The organism is Pseudomonas sp. LAMO17WK12:I1, assembly GCF_900177315.1.
Lineage (GTDB): Bacteria > Pseudomonadota > Gammaproteobacteria > Pseudomonadales > Pseudomonadaceae > Aquipseudomonas > Aquipseudomonas marginalis.
This window is the reverse complement of record NZ_FWZV01000009.1, coordinates 295,782-317,611: the sequence shown is the minus strand read 5'-3', so window position 1 is coordinate 317,611 and position 21,830 is coordinate 295,782. Positions and strand designations below refer to the sequence as shown.

Sequence of the window (21,830 nt, the reverse complement as noted above, 5' to 3'; positions counted from 1 at the left end):
GCTGTGCTGCGCCATGGTTAAGCCATCATTCTTTACACATCAGCTTAAAAAGCGCAAGAGTTTGTTTTACAGTCTCTAGTTAGTGACAATTATAAATATCATACTCAAGCTAGACACTCCTTCCTAGAATTAGACCATTTCTCAACAGATAGAACGCTTAACTAGCGATTGATTACTCTTTCTACCACTGCCGCGATCTGGCGAGCCAAAAGAGGAGGTACCGCATTTCCTACTTGATGAAACTGCTGGGTTCTATTACCCAAGAAGAAATAATTGTCTGGAAATGTTTGAAGACGAGCGGCCTCACGAACCGTCAGACTTCGGCATTGGTTAGGATCGTAATGAATAAAATAATGACCATCCTTGGAGATATGGCTTGTAATCGTCGAAGACGACTGTCCTTTAACCTGAACCCTAAATCGGTCGCTAAACTTACCACTCTCCCAGTTTTTATGATCTGGTGCCAATTCTGCCAAATTGAATTCTTTATGACCTTTAGGCGACACTTTATGCGCATCCGCAAAAACAGCCGCATAAATATAGCGCCTTAGGTCTGAAGTCATGTGACTCCTAGCTTCATGATTGAGCCATACTTTTAAACGGCTATCGTTGAACCACTGCTCAAAAAAGGCATCTTTGAATTGCCTATCTGCCCCCCCCCGGACCAATTTCAACGCACCACTACTATACCCAGCGCCTGAAAATGTCTGCCTTGTTATCTGCAAACTTTTCTCAAGCAGAGGATCACCGCCCATTGAGGAAAGGGAACTACGAAGGCCATCTAAATGATTCAATATCTCATAACACCATTTTTCAGGAGTATCGTTCCCCCTAGATAGCGTGCTTCTAAGCTTCGGAAGTCCTTGGAGCATTTCGCCAACAGTGGGCCCGCATTTAGACGATAGGCTCAATCCATCGATTGCATCTGCAAATTCTTCTGAAACGCCCACCAAAATCACACGATGCCTATTTTGAGGAACACCATATTCTTCTGACTTAATAATAAAATTATTTAAGTTCAAATCCAGCGGATCATCACCGCTCTCATAAAAGGCATCACTAACCAACGAGCAAATTTTATATTTCGGCCTAGTTGAATCTTTTATTCCAAGCGCCAAGTCAGGATCGGCAAGATCTCGAAGTATCTGAGGGAAAATTTGCTCCCCTCCAACTTTCGACGATAAGATCCCCTTTACATTCTCCATCACAAATATAGCGGGGCGTTTACTCTGTATTATTCGGAGATATTCACGATACAGAAAGTGTCGGTGATCATCTTCCGCCTTATATTCCGAGTTCCCCCTATTCCGCGCACGCCCTACAATTGAGTAAGCTTGACAAGGAGGTCCCCCAATCAATACCCAAGGACGAGTTTCATCAAGTTTGCTTTCAAGTATTTTATCTAATTCCGCGTTCCCCTCTGGACTCCCCAGCCGGATCTGTCTAGCTTCTTCATCTGCACGAATCCATTGATCGTAGCTTTTACCGCTCCAAGGCTGTGTAGCCCCAGACGTTTCACAGTAGTAATAATAGTCATCCAGTGCTTCAGGGTTTTCTAGCTTCAATGCCCTATAGAAAGCTCTAAGCCTTAATGTTGCTCTAGCATGCGGGTCCATTTCTGCGGACACTACAACCTGAAAACTCTTACCGTCGTTAAGGGATGAAAAACCCTCGCCCAGTCCGCCGGGCCCAGCAAATAGGTCGACGACCTGTAAAGGTTGTTTAAAATTCATATGGCAATTCTGCAAAAGGATGACCGACATGGATGTAGTGGACCAAGCAACGCGCTCGAGAATGATGTCGTCTATTCGAGGAAAAAACACACAACCAGAGCTTAAGGTACGGCGTTTTTTGCACGCTCACGGGTATCGATTCCGCCTTCATAGGAAGGATCTCCCTGGAAATCCGGATATTGTACTGCCCAAGCTCATGACCTGTATATTTGTCCATGGATGCTTTTGGCACAAGCATGATAATTGTCGGTATGCAACCACGCCTAAGTCGAGGCCAGACTTCTGGGAGAGTAAGCTCTCCAAGAACGCCGAGCGGGATGCGAAAGCATCAGAGGCGCTTCAGCATTTGGGCTGGACCGTATTAGTTGTATGGGAATGCCAGCTAAGGAGCGCGGAAACGGCGCTGGATGGTTTAGTGGAGAACCTCAGGCGTTTAAAGAACGCACGCAAGGCCTGAGGTAAGTGCGGTTTCCATGGACTATCTTGGCGTTCTTTATACCGACAAAAAATATTAAGTTTCACTTGATAGATCTAGGTGCTTGACCACCTCTAAACACGCCCCTACCCTCTCATCTCGGCGCCTAAGAAACGCCTCAACCAGAGCGGTCCTCCGCACCCGACAGCCATGCGGCTTTTTTTCGCCAGCGGTTTCTCTACGCCTGTGAAAAATACCCGTTATGTCGGGAGTGGGCGAATACAAGACCCGAAAGGGAAATATGTCCGGCCCGTCTCTGGTGGGTTTCTTAGCTCCCGACACCCATAACGCATGCCCTAAGAAAGCAACCAGAGGTAACGGAAATGCCTGGAGACTTTGCATCCTTTGCGAAGGACATTCGCAGCACCCGCACCATTTCTCATACACGCTCCGGCCCGGAGGTGTGTCATGCATGAACCTACCGTCTACACCCGCCACAACCTGCAACTGCACGCGCTGCTCCTTGAGAACCAGCCTTGGTTCTGTGCACGTGACCTTGGGCGCCTGACTGGTCTCTACTTGGACGAGCGCAAGGTCAGCAAGCTCGATGAGGATCAACGGCAAACGCTGGAAATCCGCTATCACGGTCAGCCTGAGAACATGCTGATGATCAGCGAGTCCGGTGTGTATGCATTGCTGGTGTATCACTACGCACCAGGGCATCGCCTGCTGCGGGAGTGGTTGACCCATCAAGTCGTACCGACTTTACGAGATAAACAACAATCAAGACCCTCCGACCGCCCAATGCTGAGCCTGCTGGATTGGCCGGAGATGTCGTTGAGCCTTTTGCATTGGCAGGACGAAGGTTGGATTCGGTTGCGGGATATGCCGTATCTGTTGCTTAACCGGACTCGCCGACGGGTTCCACCGAGTAAGACCTGGTTGCAAAAAGTAGCTGAATATTTCCAGTCTGCGGGTCATTCGACACGCTGAATCTAGCAGAGGGCTCCGTCCGGGCTGGTGTTCGGACGGACAACCAACACGCTCTTCCTGGTCCGCGCAGTAACAATGCCGGATACCTTCCGACGTTCATTCCTATGCCCGACCGGGTAAACTCCCGCTGATCATTGCCAGTAGAAGAACAACAGCGCCTCCCCTGGATGATCTGAATTGCATAACCGTTATTAGCCTGAACCCATGCAGTGGGGACCAGTCACAACGTTATGAGAACCCGCCCCACCTGATCAAGGACCACTCGTGAACCCAGACATGCTCGAAGCCGGCCCCGTTGACGCCAAAGTACTCTCCGTTTTTGACTTCGACGGCACCCTGACCCACCACGACAGTTTCGTGCCCTTCCTCAAGTTTGCCTTTGGCACCGGCGAGTTTTATGGCCGAATGGTCAAGCTGGCCGTGCCCGGGCTGCGCTTTTTGGTGCGGCAGATCAGCCGGGATGAGTTGAAGGCGCAGTTGATCCGCACCTTTATGACTGGGGTGGAGAAGACGTGGGTGCAGCAGAAGGCCGAGGAGTATTGCCAGCGTAATTGGGCGCGGTTGATGCGCCCGGCGGGGGTGCTGTCGGTGGAGCAGGAGTTGGGCTCGGGGGCGGTGGTGACGCTGTGTTCGGCGTCGCCGGCGTTGGTGCTGCAGCCGTTTGCCGATCGGCTTGGGATCAAGTTGATCGGCACGGAGCTTGAGGTGGTCGACGGGGTATTGACCGGCAAGCTCACCGGGAATAACTGCCGGTGTGAGAATAAGGTGCTGCGGCTTGAGGCGGTGTATGGGGACCTGGGGGAGTATCGGCTGCGGGCCTGGGGCGATACGCGTGGGGATCGGGAGTTGTTGGCGGCGGCGCAGGATGCGCATTTTCGGCATTTTCATGCGAAGAAGAAAAAGCGGGCTCGGTTGCAGCGGTGATGCGGGGGGCGCAGAACCTGGCGGCGTTCGGTGGGGCGATGAGCCCGGTGATATGCGGGTATCTGCTGATCAACGCGGCGCCGGCCAGCATGTTCTATGCCTTGGGTACACTCACAGCGATAGGTGGGACCTTGTGCTTCCTGAGCGGACGCCGGGTTGCAGGTTCTTGCTGATATTTACGCGGGTTCCCGCTATTAATAGCGAAACCTCTCACGGACCCGAGCCCCATGAAATTCGACACGGCCTACAGCCTGAGTCTCGACGACAAGCTGTCGATCTATGACGTGCGAGACCTGAATTTCGACGAAACCACCACCTTCGACTCCGACAAGGACAGTTTCCTCTGTCCCAACGATGCCTGTCGCGCTGCATTTGAAGCAGGCAATGTGCTGAGCACGTTTAACGCCAAGAACGTCAACTACCAACGCACCCCGCATTTCAAAAATACGCCGAGCACCCGGCATATCGACGGCTGCCGCTATGCCAGTCTCCACAAGAGCGCAGAGGGCGAAAACGGCGATGAGCGTGAGGACAATTTCCCATCGGAATTTGTCCTCACCCGCCGTACGTACGAGCGTAAAACCGCAGTGGCCGGCACCGAGGGGCTGGTCCCACAAGATTCAGCGAAAACACCTTCACCCCGCAGCGGCGAATCTGTCAGTTCGAGCGACACCACCCCGGACAAGACCAGCGTGTTCGCCCACCCGGTGGAATGTTTTGTGTCGAACATCGACGACAAGGAAAAACTCAAACGCATGCCGCTGAAAATCGGCGAGCACACCGCGACTTACGCGGCGTTTTTCAAGAAGATCGAATACCTGCAAGACAACAAGGGCCTGATCTACTGGGGCAAGGTCAAAGCGATCAAGGACTACACGAGCAGCTTTCGCATCGACTTCGAAAAGAAGGTGTGGCTCGACAAAAAGCCCTACTCGGTCAACGTCTACCTGAGCAAAAAGCTCATCGAGAACTACCGCAAGCGCAAGGCGTTCCTGGAGCAGATCAGGGCGGCGGCGGACAGTGAGCGGGCGTTGTATTGTTTCTTCTACGGGGTGACACCGGAGCTGAAACAAGTGCCCAGCAAGAAGAACCCCGAGCAGACCTTCGGGGTATTCAGCGCGAATATCGAGAACCTCGATCACCTGATCATTCGTGAGGCGCCGGGGTTGGAATAGTGGGTCGATAAGCATCCAGTTGATGAGCGGTCAAAACAACTGTACAAAAACACAGTATAGTTTACCCTCCCCCGTCGAACCCTGGAGAAACCCCATGTCCTCCCTGGCAATGAGCTCTTTCGTAGAACAGCAGATCGTCCTGCACCAATTCACCGCCAAACACAGCGTACAGGCCCGCGCGATGCTGGGCTGGAGCCGCGACGAGCTGGCCCGCCAGGCGGGTGTGACGGTGGATGCCATCCAACAGTTCGAAAGCCAGGGCGATGTGGGTGATGAAACCCGCCTGGCATTGGCGTTTCGGTTGGAGGCGCAAGGGCTGGTGTTTTTCCCGGGGTTTGCGCCGGGGTGGGGCATGAGTGTACGGCGGTTTGACACCGCCCCTGCCGAACCCGCAGCACAAAACATTATGTCGCGGCTGATGGGCTCAACAGCGGCATCAATTGATTCACCAACGCCCCAGCCGAATGGTGCGTAGAGTCCAAGCGGATCACCGGACAGGTCAGTGCCGCCAACCAGGTTTCATGCCGACGCAGGCTGCGTAGGCTGTGGTTGCCGTTGTCGTAACGAGCGGCCCAGGCCAGGAAGGCGACGCTGTTCTCGTGGCGACTGCCACCTTCCAGGATTTCATCACCGTAGCGTTGCACCTCCCTCATGCGCAGACGGTGCAGGCGCACGTGCGGGTCGAGGCGCAGGAACACCACGTGGGTGAACTGCGCGATCATCGGGTCGCCCCAGCCACACAGTGAACCGGACAGCACCCAGCCTTCCAGGCCGACAGTCTGGTCCTGCAGCAGGCGGATGCGTTCATCCTTGGGCCGGGCAATGGTGAAGGGGGCGTCGGTTTGCTGCCAGTAGAAATAGTCGGTGTCGAAGTAAGCGACGTTCAGACTCTCCGCCAAGGCCCTGCCCAGGGTGGTAGTGCCCGCCCCCGCAGCACCGAGGATATGAATTCTATAGGCCATGGCTTCCCTCCCTGGCATTGCGATAACCCTGCGCCAGCGCGGCCAACGATTCCTTCGACCATCGCGCACCGTAGAACCACAACGTCCCGCCGTCATCGAGAGCCTCGGCGAACTTCGGGTAACCACTCCAGCAGGCAGCATGGAACGCAGCACTTTCACTGTCCGACACCAGGGCATCCAGCCGGTATTCATTCACGATTTCATCGATTTCATTATGGGTGTGCAGGTTGAACGTGAGGGTGCCGTCGACACGTTGCGCCGGCACGGGTATCAGTTGCGCCCCGGCCCGGCGCAGTACGTCCAGCGCACGCATGAAGGGCGCACGGTGTTGAATCGGTTCATGCCCATCGCCACGTCCATATCGGTCGGCATACCCCACGCGCCTGCCGGCCAACGCTTGCGTGGCCGCAAAGCGGCTGTTGTTCTGCACCAGGGGCACCTCCACCATCACCGGGCCCTCTGGGTCGATACCGCTCAGGGCAATCAGCGTCAACGAGGGATCAGGCATGGGTCTGATGGGAATTGCCGGTACGTTATACCCGGGGATCAGGACGCCACCCTTGGGGTGGGTTTGAGGGGGGGTATCGACATCAAACTCGATACTGCGGGGGGGCACTTGATCGGGGGAAGGACGGCTACATGGAGATGCCGAATCGGTCATGCCCAAGAGCGCAGACAACGGCTGGCCAACCTGGCAAACCGCATCTGCTCGCAAAAACCATCTGCATATGCTGTCCATCGGTACGCCTCCCCTGAAAACACTTTCCAGGGATCATCGCATCCTTCGCCGGCGCCTGTCGCAGACCCGAAACAGCTTGAAAACTCCTTTTTCGGCGCCTCTGCGCCCTCAGCCCACAAGGTGCTCTTGTGCACCTTGGGTTTCCACTTCCAGCCACCATGCATATCCACGCTCCGGCTGGTTCAAGCTGAACGCCTGGCCCATCGGCGGTGTGGTAATCGACACATTGCGCTCCCACGCCAGCGCCATGATGCGGTCGAAAGGTTCGTGCCAGGCATGGAACGCCAGGTCGAAAGTGCCGTTGTGGATCGGCAGCAGCCAGCGGCCCCTGAGGTCGATATGCGCTTGCAGGGTTTGCTCCGGCTGCATGTGTACATGGGGCCAGTCGACGTTGTAAGCACCGGTTTCCATCAACGTCAGATCGAACGGGCCGTACTGTTCGCCGATGCGTTTAAAGCCGTCGAAGTAGCCGGTGTCGCCGCTGAAAAAGATACGACGCGTGCCGTCGATCATCACCCAGGAACACCAGAGGGTCTGGTTGGCATCAAACAGGCCGCGCCCGGAAAAGTGCTGCGCCGGCGTGGCGACAAAGCGAATGCCATCCACCTCGGTGCCTTGCCACCAATCCAGCTGCCGCACTTTGCTGGCGTCGACACCCCACTTGACCAGGATGTCGCCCACGCCCAGCGGCGCGAGAAAGTAACGGGTCTTGTCGGCCAGTTGGACCACAGCCTTATGGTCAAGATGATCGTAGTGGTTGTGGGAAAGAATCACCGCCTCCAGGGGCGGCAGCTCTTCAAGACGGATAGGCGGCTGGTGGAAACGCTTGGGGCCAGCCCAACTGAATGGCGAGGCACGCTCGGCGAACACCGGGTCGGTCAGCCAGAACTTGCCGCGCATTTTCAGCAACACGGTGGAATGCCCCAGGCGGAACACGCTGTGATCAGGCGCCGCCAACAATTGCTCGCGGGTCAGCGGTTGCACCGGGATCTGCCCCACCGGCCGCGTGCTGCGTGGCTTGTTAAACAGCATGTTCCAGAAGATACGCAAGGTCTTGCCAAAGCCACCGTGCTGCACGGGGGCCTCGTTGCTGAAGCGCCCCAGGTCCAGATCGGCAGGCTTGGGCGCCGCAGGTGAAGACTTGAGGCGGGTTGAGATGGTGGCCATTACAGAGTGACTCCTACGGTCCGCGCATAAGTTACACTGAACAGTGTAGTTTCAAGATTGCAACAAAATCCGCAGCAAGTAAACTACCCAGTGTAATTTACCCTCAAGAGCCGAACGCCACCCATGACTGCCCCTCAACGCCTCACCGACCGCAAACGCCAAGCCATCGTGGCAGCGGCCATCGCTGAGTTTCGCGATAACGGCTTCGAGGTCACCAGCATGGACAAGGTCGCCGCCACCGCTGGGGTGTCCAAGCGCACGGTGTATAACCATTTTCCCAGCAAGGAAGAACTGTTCGCCGAAATCCTTCACCAACTCTGGGCCAGCAGCGTCGCCCAACTCGACGTCAGCTACACCAGCGAGCGCCCCCTGCGCGAACAATTGCGTGGTTTGCTGGAAGCCAAGATGAAGATGATGTCGGACACCAATTTCCTCGATCTGGCCCGGGTAGCCATCGCCGCCACCATCCACTCACCGGAACGCGCGCAAGACATGGTCACCCGCCTGAGCCAGCGCGAAGAAGGCTTTACCCAGTGGGTACGCGCCGCCCAGGAAGACGGCCGCCTCTCCTGCACCGACCCGGCGTTTGCCGCCCACCAGATCCAAAGCTTGCTCAAGGCTTTCGCGTTCTGGCCGCAGATCACGTTGGGCCAGCCGACCCTGGATGCCGCTCACCAGGCGCGCGTCATTGAGTCGGCCATTGACCTGTTCCTGGCCGGCTATGAAGTCAGCGCCCCCCGCCCCGAGTAAAAAACCATTGCAGGAGCGACATTCCTGGTCGCTTTTGACGCATTCGCCCTCTGTTTTGCGCAAATGGCCTGGAAGGCCACTGATTATTCCCATGGGAATAACTGACAATATTCACAGGCCTTATCCGATCAACGGTCGATCCAGTGGCCGCGCCGGCGTAAATGTGAAAAACAGCTGAACCAGGAATTTATGGAAAACAGACGAGGCAAAGGGCTCTCATTTGCCCGGCGTATCTACCAGCCAAGGATCATCGGCCTGGGTGTCGGCAGCATCAGCGTCACCGGCGCCCTGTACCCGCTCGCCATGCCGGGCTGGGTCTGGGCATTACTGCTGTTCAATGGGTTTGCCTGGGCGCACCTGGCGTACCAGTTGTCGACCCGCTCGCCGTTCCCTTACCAGGCTGAACAGCGCAACTTCCTGTATGACTCGGTACTCGGCGGGTTCTGGGCGGCGGCCACGCAGTTCACGCCGCTGACAGCCGTGACCATCCTGTCGATGATGACCATGAACAACGTCGCCGCCGGCGGCCGGCGCCTGTTCCTGCGTGGACTGCTCGCCCAGGGGCTGGGGATCGGCGTGGCGTGGGCGCTGTTCGGCATCCAGTTCAACCCCGACGTCAGCCTGCTGCAGGTCTACTCCTGCCTGCCGATGCTGACCCTCTACCCCATGGCCATCGGCATGGTCTGTTATCAACTGGCGATCAAGCTCTCGGAACATAAACGCGCCCTTAGTGCCCTGAGCCGCACCGACAGCCTCACCGGCCTGCTCAACCACGGCTCGTGGAAAGACCTGCTGCACCTCAAGTTCCACAAGTGCCAGCAGCAGCAAAGCCACGCCACCATCGCATTGATCGATATTGACCACTTCAAGCAGATCAACGATACCCACGGCCATATCGTCGGCGACACGGTGCTGCGGCAACTGAGCCTGGAACTGCGGCGCAACCTGCGGGAAAACGACCTGGCCGGACGTTACGGTGGCGATGAGTTCTGTGTGATTCTTCCGCAAATGCCTCTGGAGCAAGCGGCGCAGATCATGGAGCAGATGCGCGAAACATTCGGCAACTACCGCACCCCGCACCTACCGGAATTGCGCGTCAGCCTGAGCATCGGCCTGGCGGACTTCCAGCCGCGCTTCACCGACGCAGCCATGTGGCTGAACGCGGCGGACCGGGCACTTTATGCCGCCAAGGACACCGGGCGTAATCGAGTCAGTGTCAACGACGACCGGATAGCCTGTTCCGCCTGACGTTGTCCTACGACACCGGTCTGGATCCTCCGTGCAGCCCCGCACGAGATAGCACAATGCCTCCATTGGTCGCCTACCCAAAAATGGTCCTGCCCATGGGGCGAACTTCTTGTCAGGCTGATGACTCTTAACCCGTTGTTCCACCCCCCGCTGTCAGCACAAGGGAGCTGACAATGAGCAGGTCAACCGTAGGGCAAATGCCTTACGGAGGCAGGCGCCTATACATGGATCCTCCCAGACGCGTGCTTGCCCGAGCCCCCGAACATGTTATTCAACGCCCACAAGAAAACCATCGATACCCTGCAACACACCGTGGCTCATCAGGCCAGCCTGCTGGACGCCATCGAACGCTCCATGGCGGTGATCGAATTCGATCCGCAAGGCCTCGTGCTGCGGGCCAATGACAACTTCCTCAATACCCTGGGCTACCGCGCCGAGCAGATCGAAGGCCAATCCCACCGGATGTTCTGCACGCCCGCCTTCGCCCGCAGCGCCGAGTACCAGCAACTCTGGGCCAACCTGCAAAAGGGTCAGTTCCAATCAGGTACCTTTGAACGGGTGGGCGGCAATGGTCAGTCGGTGTGGCTGGAAGCCAGCTACACCCCGGTACGTGATAACGCGGGCCGTGTGATCAAAGTGGTGAAGTACGCCCTGGACGTTACCCCGCGCCTGCAGGCCGAAAGCGAGGCCAACGCCAAGTTGGAAGCCATCGGCCGGGCCATGGCCGTCATCGAGTTCAACCTCGACGGCACGATCATCACCGCCAACGCCAACTTCCTGCAGCGCATGGGCTACAGCCTGGCGCAGATCCAGGGCCAGCATCATCGTCTGTTCTGTACCCCAGAGACCGCCGCGAGCTCAGCCTACAGCGAGTTCTGGCGACGCCTGAACCAAGGTGAATTGTTCAGCGGCCAGTTCGAGCGCGTGGATAAAAACGGCCGGCCCGTTTGGCTCGAAGCCAGCTACAACCCGGTGTACGACGCCAGCGGGCGCCTGCGCAAAGTGGTGAAGTTCGCCTCGGACATCACCGCGCGCGTGCAACAACATGCCGCTGACGCGCAGAGCGCCGCCCAGGCCTATCACCTGTCGCTGCACACCCAGGACATGGCGGAAAAAGGCGCCGACGTGATCCAGAAAACAGCCAGCGGCATGCGTGAAATTTCCTCGGACATCGACAACTCCTCGCAACTGATCGCCAAGCTGGGCGAGCGCTCCCAGCAGATCACTACCATCGTCAACACCATTCGCGGCATTGCCGAACAAACCAACCTGCTGGCACTCAATGCCGCTATCGAAGCCGCGCGTGCGGGTGAACAAGGCCGTGGTTTTGCCGTGGTGGCCGATGAAGTGCGGCAGTTGGCGGCGCGCACCAGCGGTTCCACCACGGAGATTTCCAGCATGATCGCGGTGATCCAGGCTGAAACCCGCCAAGCCATCGACAGCATGGACGCGACCCGCGACCGCGCCGCCCAGGGCGTGGAACTGGCCGACCAGGCCGGTACGGTGATGCTGCAGATTCGCGAAGGCACCAGCGAGGCGGTGCACGCGGTGAGTGCGTTTGCCAATGAGCGGGGTGCCCACTAAGTAGGCCACGGGTTATTCATGTGTAAGACAGGTCGCCAGGACTATAGTGATTCACTGTCTTAACGTTGATGACCCGAGCCGACCATGACCTCCGACAAGCCCGAAACCGCCCCCGTCGATCACCTGCGTTTTCACCGCCGCCACGCCCACCTGGCCCCGACCTTCGGCAACGATACCTTTGCCCTCAAGGCCGAGGCTTTTGCGCGCTTCTTTGGTACACCGACCTTCCTCGGTGCGCAAACCGCGATCGTGATCTTGTGGGTGGTGCTGAACGTAACCGGCATCACCCACTTCGACGTGTACCCGTTCATCCTCCTCAACCTGGCCTTCAGCCTGCAATCCGCCTATGCCGCGCCGCTGATCCTGCTGGCCCAGACGCGCCAGGCGGCCCGCGACAAAGCCCAGTCCGACGCCGATGCGCAACACCGTGAAGCCCTGGCCATCGCCAATACCGAACGCCAGGCCCAGGCCGCGCAAACCACCAGACAGTTGCTCGAATTGCTGGAGCAAAACACCCGGCTGACGGAAATGACCAAGCAACTGACCGAACACATCGAAACCCTGACGTGCGAAATGCACGAGCACTATGTGCGAAAACCTCAATAACAACGCGAACTCCACGTGGGAGGGAGGTGTGTCAGGGTTTCATCTGCACATGCCGGCCCAACTCATCAAACAGCGTCACCACCGAGCGCAACGCGCGGCAATCGGGGCGCGTCAGCAGCCATAACGCGGTGTCGTGCCCGGCCAACGCGGGGCCCAGGGGTTGCAGGCCGTCATCCAGCAGAAAGTCCGGCAGCGCCGCCACCCCCAACCCGGCCCGCACCAGTTCGGTCACCGACAACATGCTGTTGCAGCGATAGCTGGGGCGTACACCGGGCAGGTGTTCGCGGCGCCAGGTCACCGTGGGGTGGTCGGGCAGGAAATCGTCCGGCGCGATCCAGGCCAGGTCCGCCAGTGAGCGTGCGGCGTGTTGATGCGCATACGTGGGGCTGGCACACACCTGATACGCCACGGCCCCCAGGCAACGGCCGACCAGATGCGCTGGCGGAGTCCTGGTCAGGCGCAGGGCGATGTCGGCATCGCGGCGGCTGAGGTTGGCGAAATCATTCGACGTGCTCAGCTCCAGGGTCAGCGCCGGGTAGTCCGGCATGAACTGCGCCAGCGCCGGCAGCAGCAGCTCTTGCAGCACTGAGTCGGTACAGGTCAGGCGCACCGTGCCGCTGATCACCTCGCCGCCCTGCTCCACGCCGATGCGTGCCGTCTCAAGCGCTTGTTCGGCACGTTCGGCCTGCTGCGCCAGGCTATTGGCGAGGCTGGTGGGCAGGTAGCCGGCGCGGCTTTTTTCAAACAGCGTCTGGCCCAATGCGGCCTCCAGCCGTCGCACCGCGCGGAACACCGTGGACACATCCACCCGCAACAATGCCGCCGCCCGCGCCAGGGTGCCGCCACGCACCAGGGCGAGGATCAGCGACAGGTCGGGGTAATCGAGCTGATAGTGCGTGGCTGCATTGAGCATGTGGGCAAACGCCAATATTGATTGCGTGCACGCCAATCTATAGTGCGCATAAGGACACCACAAGCCATGGGACGCACACGATGAAAGCCACCACCCTGCACCTCGCCCTGATCGGCGATTACAACCCCGATGTCATCGCGCACCAGGCCATTCCCGTCGCGCTGCAACGGGCCGCCGAAACCCTCGGTTTGCAGGTTCATCTGCAATGGCTCGACACCGACACCCTCACGCCCACCACAGCACTGCACGGCTTCGACGGTTTCTGGTGCGTGCCCGCCAGCCCCTACCGCGACACCGACGGCGCGTTGCGGGCGATCCGTTTTGCCCGCGAACAGCGGCGACCTTTCCTCGGCACTTGCGGTGGTTTTCAACATGCGGTGCTGGAATACGCCCGCAACGTGCTGGGCTGGGCCGATGCCGAACATGGCGAGCTGGCGCCGGGCGCCGAACGCGCAGTGATCACCCCCCTGAGCTGCGCACTGGTTGACGCCACCGACAGCCTGCGCCTGACACCCTACACACGCATCGCCGAGGCCTACGGCCGTCTTGACATCGAGGAAGGTTACCGCTGCCGCTACGGCATCAACCCCGAATTCGCCGATGCGCTGCTCGAGCGCGAGATGATTCCCAGCGGGCATGACGCAGCCGGCGATCTGCGCGCGGTGGAGTTGCTCGACCATCCATTTTTCGTTGCCACCCTGTTCCAGCCTGAACGTACCGCCCTCAAGGGCGTCACGCCGCCTTTGGCGATTGCCTTGCTCAAGGCGTGCCAGGAGCAATACGCATGATCGCCAAGACCCCCGCCCCACCCTACTACGCAGTGATTTTCAGCTCATTGCGCACCGACGGCGATCAAGGCTACGGCCAGGCCGCCGCCCGCATGCTGGAGTTGGCTCGCGATCAACCGGGGTTTCTCGGGGTGGAATCGGCGCGGGAGGATGGCCTGGGGATTACCGTGTCCTACTGGAGCAGCGAGGCGGCGATCCTGGCCTGGAAGCAGCAGGCCGAGCACCGGGCGGTGCGCGAACAAGGACGCGCCACCTGGTACTCGGCGTTTCAGACACGGGTGTGCAAGGTGGAGCGGGCCTACACATTCCAAGGCCAGTAACCGTCGTATCGCCTGGCCCTCTGTGGCTAGCAGGCCTGTTGTGGTGAGCGGGTCTGTTGTGGTGAGCAGGCCTGCTGTGGTGAGTGGGCCTGTTGTGGTGAGTGGGCCTGTTGTGGTGAGCGGGCTTGCCCCGCGCTGGGGCGCGAAGCGGCCCCTGAACCAGACGCTGCGGTTAGTCAGGAGAACCGCGTCAACTGAATTGGGGCTGCTTCGCAGCCCAGCGCGGGGCAAGCCCGCTCACCACAGCAAGCCAGCTCACCACAACAAGCCGGCCTGCCACAGAACCCTCGCTCACCGCCTATGCCGCCTAGCTCACCAGGCTGCGCAGCGCACTGATCTGTGGAATCTCCACCCGTTTCATGTACACGCGCAGCGGCTCGCTGATGTTGATGCGGTCGTCGATATTCTGGTCGAGCAGCAACTGGATACGCTCGCGGGACAGGGTCATGGTCTGCTCGGGGGCCGGCAGCCAGACAAATTCAGCGGTGGGGATAATGCCGTCGTCGGCCACGTCCATGCCGAAGGAATCTTCGCTGAAACGCACGATGTACTGGCCGGTCTTGCGGTTGAGGCCAACAAAACCGTGGAGTTGGTCGGCGGCCTGGCAGATAAGCTCGGAGGTGATGCGCATGGTAAACCTCACTGAAAAGTCCCACAGGGACTGGAAAGATGGCTTACACGCGTGGCAGAAAATACCGTCCTCTAGCGGGGCGGCTGCGAGCAAGAGTACTGCAATGCCGCGCAAAAAAACCGAGAAAATTGGCACGTGCGCACGTTAATGTCGGTTTGGTGATAGCGCCTTTCGCAATCAATTGTTAAAAAGGAGGCCTTCTCAAAGCTACCTCCACGAAAGGACTTCGCATATGCCTGTCACGTTTTCCAAGAGCGCCCTGCTGCTCGCACTGGCGCTTGGCCTCGGCCAGGCACAGGCTGCCGAACCGATCAGCCCGGCTGAATTGGCGACAAACGAAGGCATTCCCTACCCCGCCGTGATCGCTCACCGTGGCGCGTCCTACGACGCGCCGGAATCCACCGCCGCCGCCTACAAAGTCGCGCGCGACCTGGGTGCCGACTACCTGGAACTGGACCTGCAGCGCAGTAAGGACGGCGTGCTGTTCGCCCTGCACGACAACAACCTGCAGCGCACCACCGACGTGGCCACCAAGTTCCCTGAGCGCAAGGACGCCCCGGCCAACGAGTTCACCTGGAAAGAACTGCAAACCCTCGACGCCGGCAGCTGGTTCAACGCTGCCTACCCGGACCGTGCGCGTCCAGGTTTCGTTGGCCTGAAGATCCTGAGCCTGGACGACATCATCAAGATCGCCGAAGGCAACCCGCAGCACAAACCCGGCCTGTACATCGAAACCAAGGAACCCAAGCAATTCCCGGGTATCGAAGCCGACCTGAAAAACAAGCTGCTGGATAAAGGCTGGTTGAGCTCCGCCGGCTCCAAGCTGGGCAAGAGCAACACCGGCGTCGGCCAGGGCAAGGGTCGTGTGGTGCTGCAGACGTTTGAAAAAGACAGCTTGAAAGAGCTGCAGAAAGAGATGCCGAACACCCCGAAAATCCTGCTGTTGTGGGTTGGCCCGGGCAGCATCGAGCCGAAATCCACGCAGACCTTTGCCGAATCCGGCGAACCGACCAAGGCCGCCTATTACGCCAAGCAAGAGCCGAAAGACGCTGCCGAGTTCGAAAAGTGGGTCGACGAAGCCAAGAGCCTCGGCGCCATCGGCACCGGCCCATCGGCTGAGCTGACCGCCCATGGCGACCAGAGCTACACCGACCTGGTGAAACCTGAAATGAACAAGCTGACCCACGACAAGGGCCTGCTGGTACACGTCTACACCGTGGATGAGCCGGTCGATTTCGACAAAGTGATGAAAGCCGGCGTCGACGGTATCTTCACCAACCGCGCCGCCGAACTGCTGAAGTTCTACAAGCGCTGGCCGTCGTCCAGCGTTCAGGACCTGCTGAACGACTATAAGTACTGAGTGAGTCGGGCATTGGTGTCAGTGCGCCATTAAGGATGAGTTAAGTTGCGCCGGTTAATCTGGCGCCACTTAAACAGCTCACCAGAGAAGGACACACACCATGAAAACCCTGACCGCCCTGTTCGCCGCCACCGCCCTGACCCTGACCGCCGGCCTGGCCCAGGCCGATGTTCGCCCGGACCAGATTGAAGGCCTGCTCAAGTCCGGCGCCGTGATGCCGTTCGAGAAACTCAACGCCGCCGCCGTGGCCACCCACGCCGGTAGCAGCATCACCGACACCGAGCTGGACCACAAAAACGGGGTACTGGTCTACGAAGTCGACCTGACCGACACCGCCGGCAAGCGCTTTGAAGTGAAGCTCGACGCCAAGACCGGCGCGGTGCTGGAAAACAAGCAAGACACTTGAGTTGATCCTCGAAAAAACGCGCCACCTCCGGGTGGCGCGTTTTTTTATGCGCAGCGTTAAAACGTCATATAACTGTCATACCTCCTTGCAATGATTCGCCCACGCGAACCTGTGAAACGTCCTACAGGCGCTTTCTCTGCGAGTCTCCATGAACCACAGCCTCGACCACAGCCACCAGGACTCCGACCTGTTTGGCTTGCTTTACGGTTTTCGTTTTCGTCCCGGTGAAAAGGGCGAACAGATTGATTCGGCCGCGGCCCTCGCGGCCTTGCAGCAACCCGCCGACCCGGAAGAGTTCCTGTGGCTGCACTTGAACCTGGCCCACGCCGCCTGCGAACGCTGGATGCAGGCCAACCTGGATTTACCCGAAGAATTCTTCGAGGCCCTGCACGAAGGCTCGCGCTCCACCCGTATCGAACACGTCGACTCAGCCTTGCTGGCGGTGGTCAACGACGTGGTGTTCAACTTCAGCAGCATGGTTTCGTCGGATATTTCCACGCTGTGGGTCTGCGCCCGCAGCCGGCTGTTGATCAGCGCACGCCTGCAACCCTTGCACTCGGTGGACAAGCTGCGCTCGTCGGTGAAGGCCGGCGAACGCTTTCGTTCGCCGCTGGAGTTGCTGGTGCACCTGCTGCGCGACCAGGGGGAAGTGCTGACCCAGATCGTGCGCAAGACCAGCATCAGCGTCGACCATATCGAGGACCAGTTGCTGTCCTCGCGCCTGTCCACCAACCGCGCGGAACTGGGGGCGGCGCGCCGGGTGCTGGTGCGCCTGCAACGCCTGCTCGCGTTGGAGCCGGGTTCGCTGCTGCGCCTGCTCAACCGCCCGCCGCAATGGCTGCAAAAGGAAGACGTGAAGGAGTTGCGCAAATCCACCGAGGAGTTTGCGCTGATCATCAACGACCTGACGGCGCTGGGCGAACGGATCAAGCTGCTGCAGGAAGAGATCGCCGCCAACCTCAACGAGCAAAGCAGCCGCACGCTGTTCACCCTTACCGTGGTGACGGTGCTGGCGTTGCCGATCAATATCATCGCCGGTTTTTTCGGCATGAACGTGGGCGGTGTGCCACTTTCACAGGACCCCGAGGGGTTCTGGATCCTGGTGGCGTTGGTCGCGACCTTCACGCTGATCGCCGGGCGCTGGGCGTTTCGCAAGTTTTCAAATTGAAATGCAATCAATTGTCGGAGGGGCTTGGTCCCGATGACCGTGGGTATCCACACAACGCTAGCTGAACGCTGAACGTCCGGCAAATAGGGCTGTTGTGGTGAGCGGGCTTGTCCCGCGTTGGGCTGCGAAGCAGCCCCAAAACCAGCCTCTACAGAGTGTCTGATACACCGCGTTCTTCTTTACTGGGGCTGCTGCGCAGCCCAACGCGGGACAAGCCCGCTCGCCACAGGGAGATTTTTCAAGGTCTGAAAAGTTGTTTAGACACGTGGCTCTCCAGCGGTTTATAGACCAGTGGCAGATCCAATTACCTAAACAATGATTTGCGGCAGCATCGCTGTAACATTCTGCAATGAATATGAGCGGCATCCTCCCCACACGGATGCCCCGGCATGGCCACCCCTTCCCTGACTGCCTCCACGCACTCATCCTCCGTCGACTCAAAACCGCGCCTGGACAAGAAACCCGGCCTGGTGACGGTGATCGTTTTCTTCGCCGTGCTTGCCATGGGCCTGTTGTTTACCGCCTACAGCCTCATGCACGACATGCACGAAATGGGCGCCCAGCTCACCACGTGGACGCCGTTCCTGCTGCTGGGTGTGGCGCTGTTGATTGCCCTGGGTTTCGAGTTCGTCAACGGTTTCCACGATACTGCCAACGCGGTGGCGACGGTGATCTACACCAACTCGCTGCCGCCGCAGTTTGCGGTGGTGTGGTCGGGCTTCTTCAATTTCCTCGGTGTGCTGCTGTCCAGCGGCGCGGTGGCGTTCGGCATCATTGCCTTGCTGCCGGTGGAGCTGATTCTGCAGGTGGGTTCATCGGCCGGCTTCGCGATGATCTTCGCTTTGCTGATCGCCGCGATCCTGTGGAACCTCGGCACCTGGTGGCTGGGTTTGCCGGCCTCGTCGTCCCACACCCTGATCGGTTCGATCATCGGCGTCGGCGTGGCCAATGCCTTGATGCACGGGCGTGACGGCACCAGCGGTGTGGATTGGAGCCAGGCGATCAAGATCGGTTATGCGCTGCTGCTCTCGCCACTGATCGGCTTCGCCTTCGCCGCCTTGCTGTTGCTGGCCCTGCGCGCCTTTGTGAAAAACCGTGCGTTGTACAAGGCCCCCAAGGGCGACACCCCGCCGCCGTGGTGGATTCGCGGCATGCTGATCGCCACCTGCACCGGCGTGTCCTTTGCCCACGGTTCCAACGATGGGCAAAAAGGCATGGGCCTGATCATGCTGATCCTGGTGGGCACCCTGCCCATGGCCTATGCGCTGAACCGCGCCATGCCGGCCGAACAGTCGTTGCAGTTCGCCGCAGTCGCCGAAGTGACCCAGGTGGCGCTGATGAAAACAGCGCCGCGGGCGTTGGCGGGTGACCCGCGGCCGGTGCTTTCGACCTACATGCGCACCAAGGAAGCCACGCCCGAGTTGATTCCCGCCCTCGCCGCCCTCGCCGGCCAGATCGGTGACCAGGTCAAAGGCTACGGTTCCCTGGCCAAAGTCCCCGCCGAAGCCGTGGGCAACGTGCGTAACGATATGTACCTGAGCAGCGAAACCATTCGCCTGATGGACAAAGGCAAGGTCGGCAATTTCGACGCTGACACCCAAGGCAAGCTGCAACTGTTCAAGCAACAGATCGACGATGCCACGCGCTTTATTCCGCTGTGGGTGAAGATTGTCGTGGCCATCGCCCTGGGGCTTGGCACCATGGTCGGTTGGAAGCGCATCGTGGTCACCGTGGGCGAGAAGATCGGCAAGACCCACCTGACTTACGCCCAGGGCGCCTCGGCCGAGACGGTGGCGATGCTGACCATTGGCGCAGCGGATATGTTCGGGCTGCCGGTGTCGACCACCCATGTGTTGTCGTCGGGTGTGGCGGGGACCATGGTGGCCAATGGGGGTGGGTTGCAGATGCGGACCATCCGCAATTTGCTGATGGCGTGGGTGCTCACCTTGCCGGCGGCGATTCTGCTGTCCGGCAGCCTCTACTGGCTGTTCACCCAACTCTTCTGACCAAGCCAAGATTGAAAATGTGGGAGGGGCTTGCTCCCCCCCACATTTGGATGTGTGTCCTGTCAGTTGTTGAAGAGTCCCGCCATGGCCTTGAGCCGCTTCTTGTACACCCGCCGCGCCTCCAGCGCCTCCTCCAACGTCACCGCCACAAACCCCGCCCGCTGGTTGGGCTGCATCTGCCCGATCAAGTCCAGGTCGGCACTGATCACCGTGCCAATCATCGCGTAGCCACCGCCGGATACCGCATCGCGGTGCAGCACAATCGGCTCCAGCCCCGCCGGTACCTGTATCGAACCGATGGGGTAGCAACTGTCGACGATATTCGACGGATCCGACCCCGCGCCGAACGGCTGCTCACGCGGTTCAAAGCTCAGCGCACTGCCGCCCTTGAAGCGGTAGCCGATGCGGTCCGCCTCGGAGCCGACCGTCCACGGTTCGGCAAAAAAACTGCGCTTGGCACCCGCGGTCAAGCGCTCGTAATACAGCCCCGGCACCACGCGCAACGTGACATCGCCGCCCACCGAGCGGCGCAATGCCATCGGCAAACTGTTGCCTGCCCGCCCGAGACCGCTGGCGTCACCGATGGGCAGCTCATCGCCTGCCTGCAAGCGTCGCCCGTGGAAACCACCAAGGGCGCCGAGGGTGTAGGTGGAACGGCTGCCAAGCACCAACGGCACGTCAATGCCACCGGCGACGGCGAGGTAAGTGCGGGCACCGGCCTTGGGAAATTCGAAACGCAGCACCTGCCCGGCACGTACCTGGAACGCGGTGTCCTGATGCACCACTTCACCGTCCAGGCGCGGCGACATCAACGCACCGCTGAGCGCGACCAGGGTATCGCGCTGAAACTCCAGTTCCGGCCCGATCAAGGTGCATTCCAGGCCGGCAGCGCCCACCGGGTTGCCCACCAGATGATTGGCCGCACTCAGGGCGTATTGGTCCAAAGCACCCGATGGCGGAATGCCCAGGTGGTAATAACCTTCGCGGCCCAGGTCCTGCACAGAGGTGGCGAGGCCGGGTTTGAGGACCTTGATCATGCCAGCGCCTCCTGCAGGGTTTTCGGATAGCCGATGGGGTCGGCGAGAAACGCATCGAGGGAAAAATCCACCGGGCGAATGCGCAGGTCGAAACGTCCTGCCTCCACCTCGGCAACCGCCAGGTCGTAGGCGTCCCGGTCGATGGGTTTGAATTGCACGATGTCACCCGGCCGGAAGAACACCATATGCGCCTTGAGGTAAGCCAACTGCTGCGCCGGGTCGTAGATCGGCGCCGGGGTCACACCAAACATCTGGTAGCCGCCGGCGCCGCGCACCGAGTAGATGCAACCGAAGCAACCGCCATGGCCGAGGGTCAGCTTCGGCGTGTCGGTGCGCGGGCGCAGGTACTTGGGCACCTGCAACTGCCGCTCGCGCTCGACCATCTGGAACATGAACGGCAAGCCCGCGACAAAACCCACCATCGAGACAAACCACGGCGCACCACTGTGGGCGGCAATAAACGCCTCGACATCGGCCAGGCCATTGATGCGCGCGGCATATTCCAGGTCGGTGGCGCCGGGGTCTTGATGGCGGTCGCGAAAGCGCATCAGGGTTTCATGGGTCCAGGGGTCGTTATAGAGCACCGGGATTTCGATGATGCGCGTGTGCAGGGTGCGCTCGGCCACGGCCTGGGCTTCGGCGCTCTGCACGGCGTCGAGCAGCACATGGGGGGCGATGCGGTCGGGGTCGAAGCGAATCTGGAACGAGGCATTGGCCAGGCACACATCCAGCACGCCCTCCAGCGCCAGGCGTTCCACGGCACGGGTCACGGCCATGCCCTTGAAAAAAGCCTCAAGGGACATGCTCTCGCTGACTTCGGCGAACAGGTGTTCATCACCGCCGAAGCTGTAGCGGATGGGGGACGTTTCAGCCATGTCTGTTCCTCTTGGAATCGTTATAGAAAG

23 protein-coding genes and 2 pseudogenes are annotated in these 21,830 nt (G+C 59.5%); 17 read left to right on the top strand and 8 right to left on the bottom strand.

Features of this window, described 5'->3' with window-relative positions; translation table 11 throughout:
- Nucleotides 1–161: 161 nt before the first annotated feature.
- A complete protein-coding gene (locus B9N88_RS19410; protein WP_081744431.1) occupies nucleotides 162–1,733 on the bottom strand; it encodes a DNA cytosine methyltransferase in 1,572 nt (523 codons plus the stop codon).
- Between the two features lie 28 nt (nucleotides 1,734–1,761).
- Between B9N88_RS19410 and B9N88_RS19405 the strand changes: the two genes are divergently transcribed.
- From B9N88_RS19405 to B9N88_RS19385, 6 genes and pseudogenes are all read left to right on the top strand, one after another.
- Complete coding sequence (locus tag B9N88_RS19405) at nucleotides 1,762–2,190, top strand: very short patch repair endonuclease (RefSeq protein WP_027605648.1); 429 nt, start codon at nucleotides 1,762–1,764, stop codon at nucleotides 2,188–2,190.
- A 426-nt stretch (nucleotides 2,191–2,616) separates the two neighbouring features.
- Complete coding sequence (locus B9N88_RS19400) at nucleotides 2,617–3,141, top strand: BRO-N domain-containing protein (protein ID WP_027605647.1); 525 nt, start codon at nucleotides 2,617–2,619, stop codon at nucleotides 3,139–3,141.
- Nucleotides 3,142–3,417: 276 nt separating this feature from the next.
- A complete protein-coding gene (locus B9N88_RS19395; RefSeq protein ID WP_043293519.1) occupies nucleotides 3,418–4,065 on the top strand; it encodes an HAD-IB family hydrolase in 648 nt (215 codons plus the stop codon).
- A gap of 5 nt (nucleotides 4,066–4,070) precedes the next feature.
- Nucleotides 4,071–4,238, top strand: a pseudogene (locus B9N88_RS32955) (MFS transporter); the annotation flags it as partial.
- A gap of 54 nt (nucleotides 4,239–4,292) precedes the next feature.
- A complete protein-coding gene (locus B9N88_RS19390) occupies nucleotides 4,293–5,240 on the top strand; it encodes a hypothetical protein (RefSeq protein ID WP_027605645.1) in 948 nt (315 codons plus the stop codon).
- 94 nt (nucleotides 5,241–5,334) lie between these two features.
- Nucleotides 5,335–5,715 carry a helix-turn-helix domain-containing protein gene (locus B9N88_RS19385; RefSeq protein ID WP_081744427.1) on the top strand — a complete coding sequence of 127 codons (381 nt, stop codon included), beginning with the start codon at nucleotides 5,335–5,337 and terminating at the stop codon, nucleotides 5,713–5,715.
- On the opposite strand, the gene B9N88_RS19380 is transcribed toward B9N88_RS19385, so the two are convergent.
- From B9N88_RS19380 to B9N88_RS19370, 3 genes are all read right to left on the bottom strand, one after another.
- Nucleotides 5,645–6,202 carry an AAA family ATPase gene (locus B9N88_RS19380; RefSeq protein WP_027605643.1) on the bottom strand — a complete coding sequence of 186 codons (558 nt, stop codon included), beginning with the start codon at nucleotides 6,200–6,202 and terminating at the stop codon, nucleotides 5,645–5,647. The two genes, B9N88_RS19385 and B9N88_RS19380, sit on opposite strands and share 71 nt — an antisense overlap.
- On the bottom strand, nucleotides 6,192–6,710 hold the full coding sequence (locus tag B9N88_RS19375) for a hypothetical protein (protein WP_043293518.1): 519 nt from the start codon (nucleotides 6,708–6,710) through the stop codon (nucleotides 6,192–6,194). The genes B9N88_RS19380 and B9N88_RS19375 overlap by 11 nt, the downstream gene beginning before the upstream one ends.
- A 339-nt stretch (nucleotides 6,711–7,049) precedes the next feature.
- Nucleotides 7,050–8,108: an MBL fold metallo-hydrolase gene (locus B9N88_RS19370; RefSeq protein WP_027605642.1), complete on the bottom strand. Its 1,059-nt coding sequence runs from the start codon at nucleotides 8,106–8,108 to the stop codon at nucleotides 7,050–7,052.
- Between the two features lie 123 nt (nucleotides 8,109–8,231).
- Here B9N88_RS19370 and B9N88_RS19365 point away from each other — a divergent pair, with 123 nt between their 5' ends.
- The 5 genes and pseudogenes from B9N88_RS19365 (at nucleotide 8,232) to B9N88_RS19350 (ending at nucleotide 12,296) form a co-directional block, all read left to right on the top strand.
- The gene (locus B9N88_RS19365) at nucleotides 8,232–8,858 is read left to right on the top strand and encodes a TetR/AcrR family transcriptional regulator (protein WP_027605641.1); all 627 of its coding nucleotides are present in this window, start codon (nucleotides 8,232–8,234) and stop codon (nucleotides 8,856–8,858) included.
- 189 nt (nucleotides 8,859–9,047) lie between these two features.
- Entirely contained in the window at nucleotides 9,048–10,106 is a 1,059-nt protein-coding gene (locus B9N88_RS19360) for a diguanylate cyclase (protein WP_027605640.1), read from the top strand.
- 264 nt (nucleotides 10,107–10,370) lie between these two features.
- Nucleotides 10,371–11,141 (top strand): annotated as a pseudogene (locus tag B9N88_RS33330) (PAS domain-containing protein); the annotation flags it as partial.
- A gap of 69 nt (nucleotides 11,142–11,210) precedes the next feature.
- Entirely contained in the window at nucleotides 11,211–11,690 is a 480-nt protein-coding gene (locus tag B9N88_RS33325) for a methyl-accepting chemotaxis protein (protein ID WP_371263366.1), read from the top strand.
- Nucleotides 11,691–11,774: 84 nt separating this feature from the next.
- Entirely contained in the window at nucleotides 11,775–12,296 is a 522-nt protein-coding gene (locus B9N88_RS19350; RefSeq protein WP_027605638.1) for a DUF1003 domain-containing protein, read from the top strand.
- 31 nt (nucleotides 12,297–12,327) lie between these two features.
- Here B9N88_RS19350 and B9N88_RS19345 read toward each other — a convergent pair whose 3' ends face one another.
- Nucleotides 12,328–13,209, bottom strand: a complete 882-nt coding sequence (locus B9N88_RS19345; RefSeq protein WP_027605637.1) for a LysR family transcriptional regulator — start codon at nucleotides 13,207–13,209, stop codon at nucleotides 12,328–12,330.
- Between the two features lie 80 nt (nucleotides 13,210–13,289).
- Between B9N88_RS19345 and B9N88_RS19340 the strand changes: the two genes are divergently transcribed.
- Together B9N88_RS19340 and B9N88_RS19335 are read left to right on the top strand one after the other, a co-directional pair.
- Nucleotides 13,290–13,997 carry a CTP synthase C-terminal region-related (seleno)protein gene (locus tag B9N88_RS19340; RefSeq protein WP_027605636.1) on the top strand — a complete coding sequence of 236 codons (708 nt, stop codon included), beginning with the start codon at nucleotides 13,290–13,292 and terminating at the stop codon, nucleotides 13,995–13,997.
- Nucleotides 13,994–14,317 (top strand): antibiotic biosynthesis monooxygenase family protein, encoded by a 324-nt coding sequence (locus tag B9N88_RS19335; protein WP_027605635.1) that lies wholly within the window; start codon nucleotides 13,994–13,996, stop codon nucleotides 14,315–14,317. The genes B9N88_RS19340 and B9N88_RS19335 overlap by 4 nt, the downstream gene beginning before the upstream one ends.
- A 307-nt stretch (nucleotides 14,318–14,624) precedes the next feature.
- Here B9N88_RS19335 and B9N88_RS19330 read toward each other — a convergent pair whose 3' ends face one another.
- A complete protein-coding gene (locus B9N88_RS19330; protein ID WP_027605634.1) occupies nucleotides 14,625–14,948 on the bottom strand; it encodes a DUF2025 family protein in 324 nt (107 codons plus the stop codon).
- A gap of 232 nt (nucleotides 14,949–15,180) precedes the next feature.
- On the opposite strand from B9N88_RS19330, the gene B9N88_RS19325 reads away from it, so the two are divergent.
- The 4 genes from B9N88_RS19325 (at nucleotide 15,181) to B9N88_RS19310 (ending at nucleotide 19,888) form a co-directional block, all read left to right on the top strand.
- Nucleotides 15,181–16,308, top strand: coding sequence for a glycerophosphodiester phosphodiesterase family protein (locus tag B9N88_RS19325; protein WP_027605633.1), 1,128 nt, complete (start codon nucleotides 15,181–15,183; stop codon nucleotides 16,306–16,308).
- 100 nt (nucleotides 16,309–16,408) lie between these two features.
- Complete coding sequence (locus B9N88_RS19320) at nucleotides 16,409–16,714, top strand: PepSY domain-containing protein (RefSeq protein WP_027605632.1); 306 nt, start codon at nucleotides 16,409–16,411, stop codon at nucleotides 16,712–16,714.
- A gap of 148 nt (nucleotides 16,715–16,862) precedes the next feature.
- Nucleotides 16,863–17,882 carry a transporter gene (locus tag B9N88_RS19315; protein WP_027605631.1) on the top strand — a complete coding sequence of 340 codons (1,020 nt, stop codon included), beginning with the start codon at nucleotides 16,863–16,865 and terminating at the stop codon, nucleotides 17,880–17,882.
- Between the two features lie 389 nt (nucleotides 17,883–18,271).
- On the top strand, nucleotides 18,272–19,888 hold the full coding sequence (locus B9N88_RS19310) for an inorganic phosphate transporter (protein ID WP_027605630.1): 1,617 nt from the start codon (nucleotides 18,272–18,274) through the stop codon (nucleotides 19,886–19,888).
- Between the two features lie 62 nt (nucleotides 19,889–19,950).
- Here the strand turns inward: B9N88_RS19310 and B9N88_RS19305 are convergent, their stop codons facing one another.
- Nucleotides 19,951–20,925, bottom strand: a complete 975-nt coding sequence (locus B9N88_RS19305) for a 5-oxoprolinase subunit C family protein (RefSeq protein ID WP_027605629.1) — start codon at nucleotides 20,923–20,925, stop codon at nucleotides 19,951–19,953.
- Nucleotides 20,922–21,800, bottom strand: a complete 879-nt coding sequence (locus tag B9N88_RS19300) for a 5-oxoprolinase subunit B family protein (RefSeq protein ID WP_027605628.1) — start codon at nucleotides 21,798–21,800, stop codon at nucleotides 20,922–20,924. The genes B9N88_RS19305 and B9N88_RS19300 overlap by 4 nt, the downstream gene beginning before the upstream one ends.
- Nucleotides 21,801–21,830: the final 30 nt, after the last annotated feature.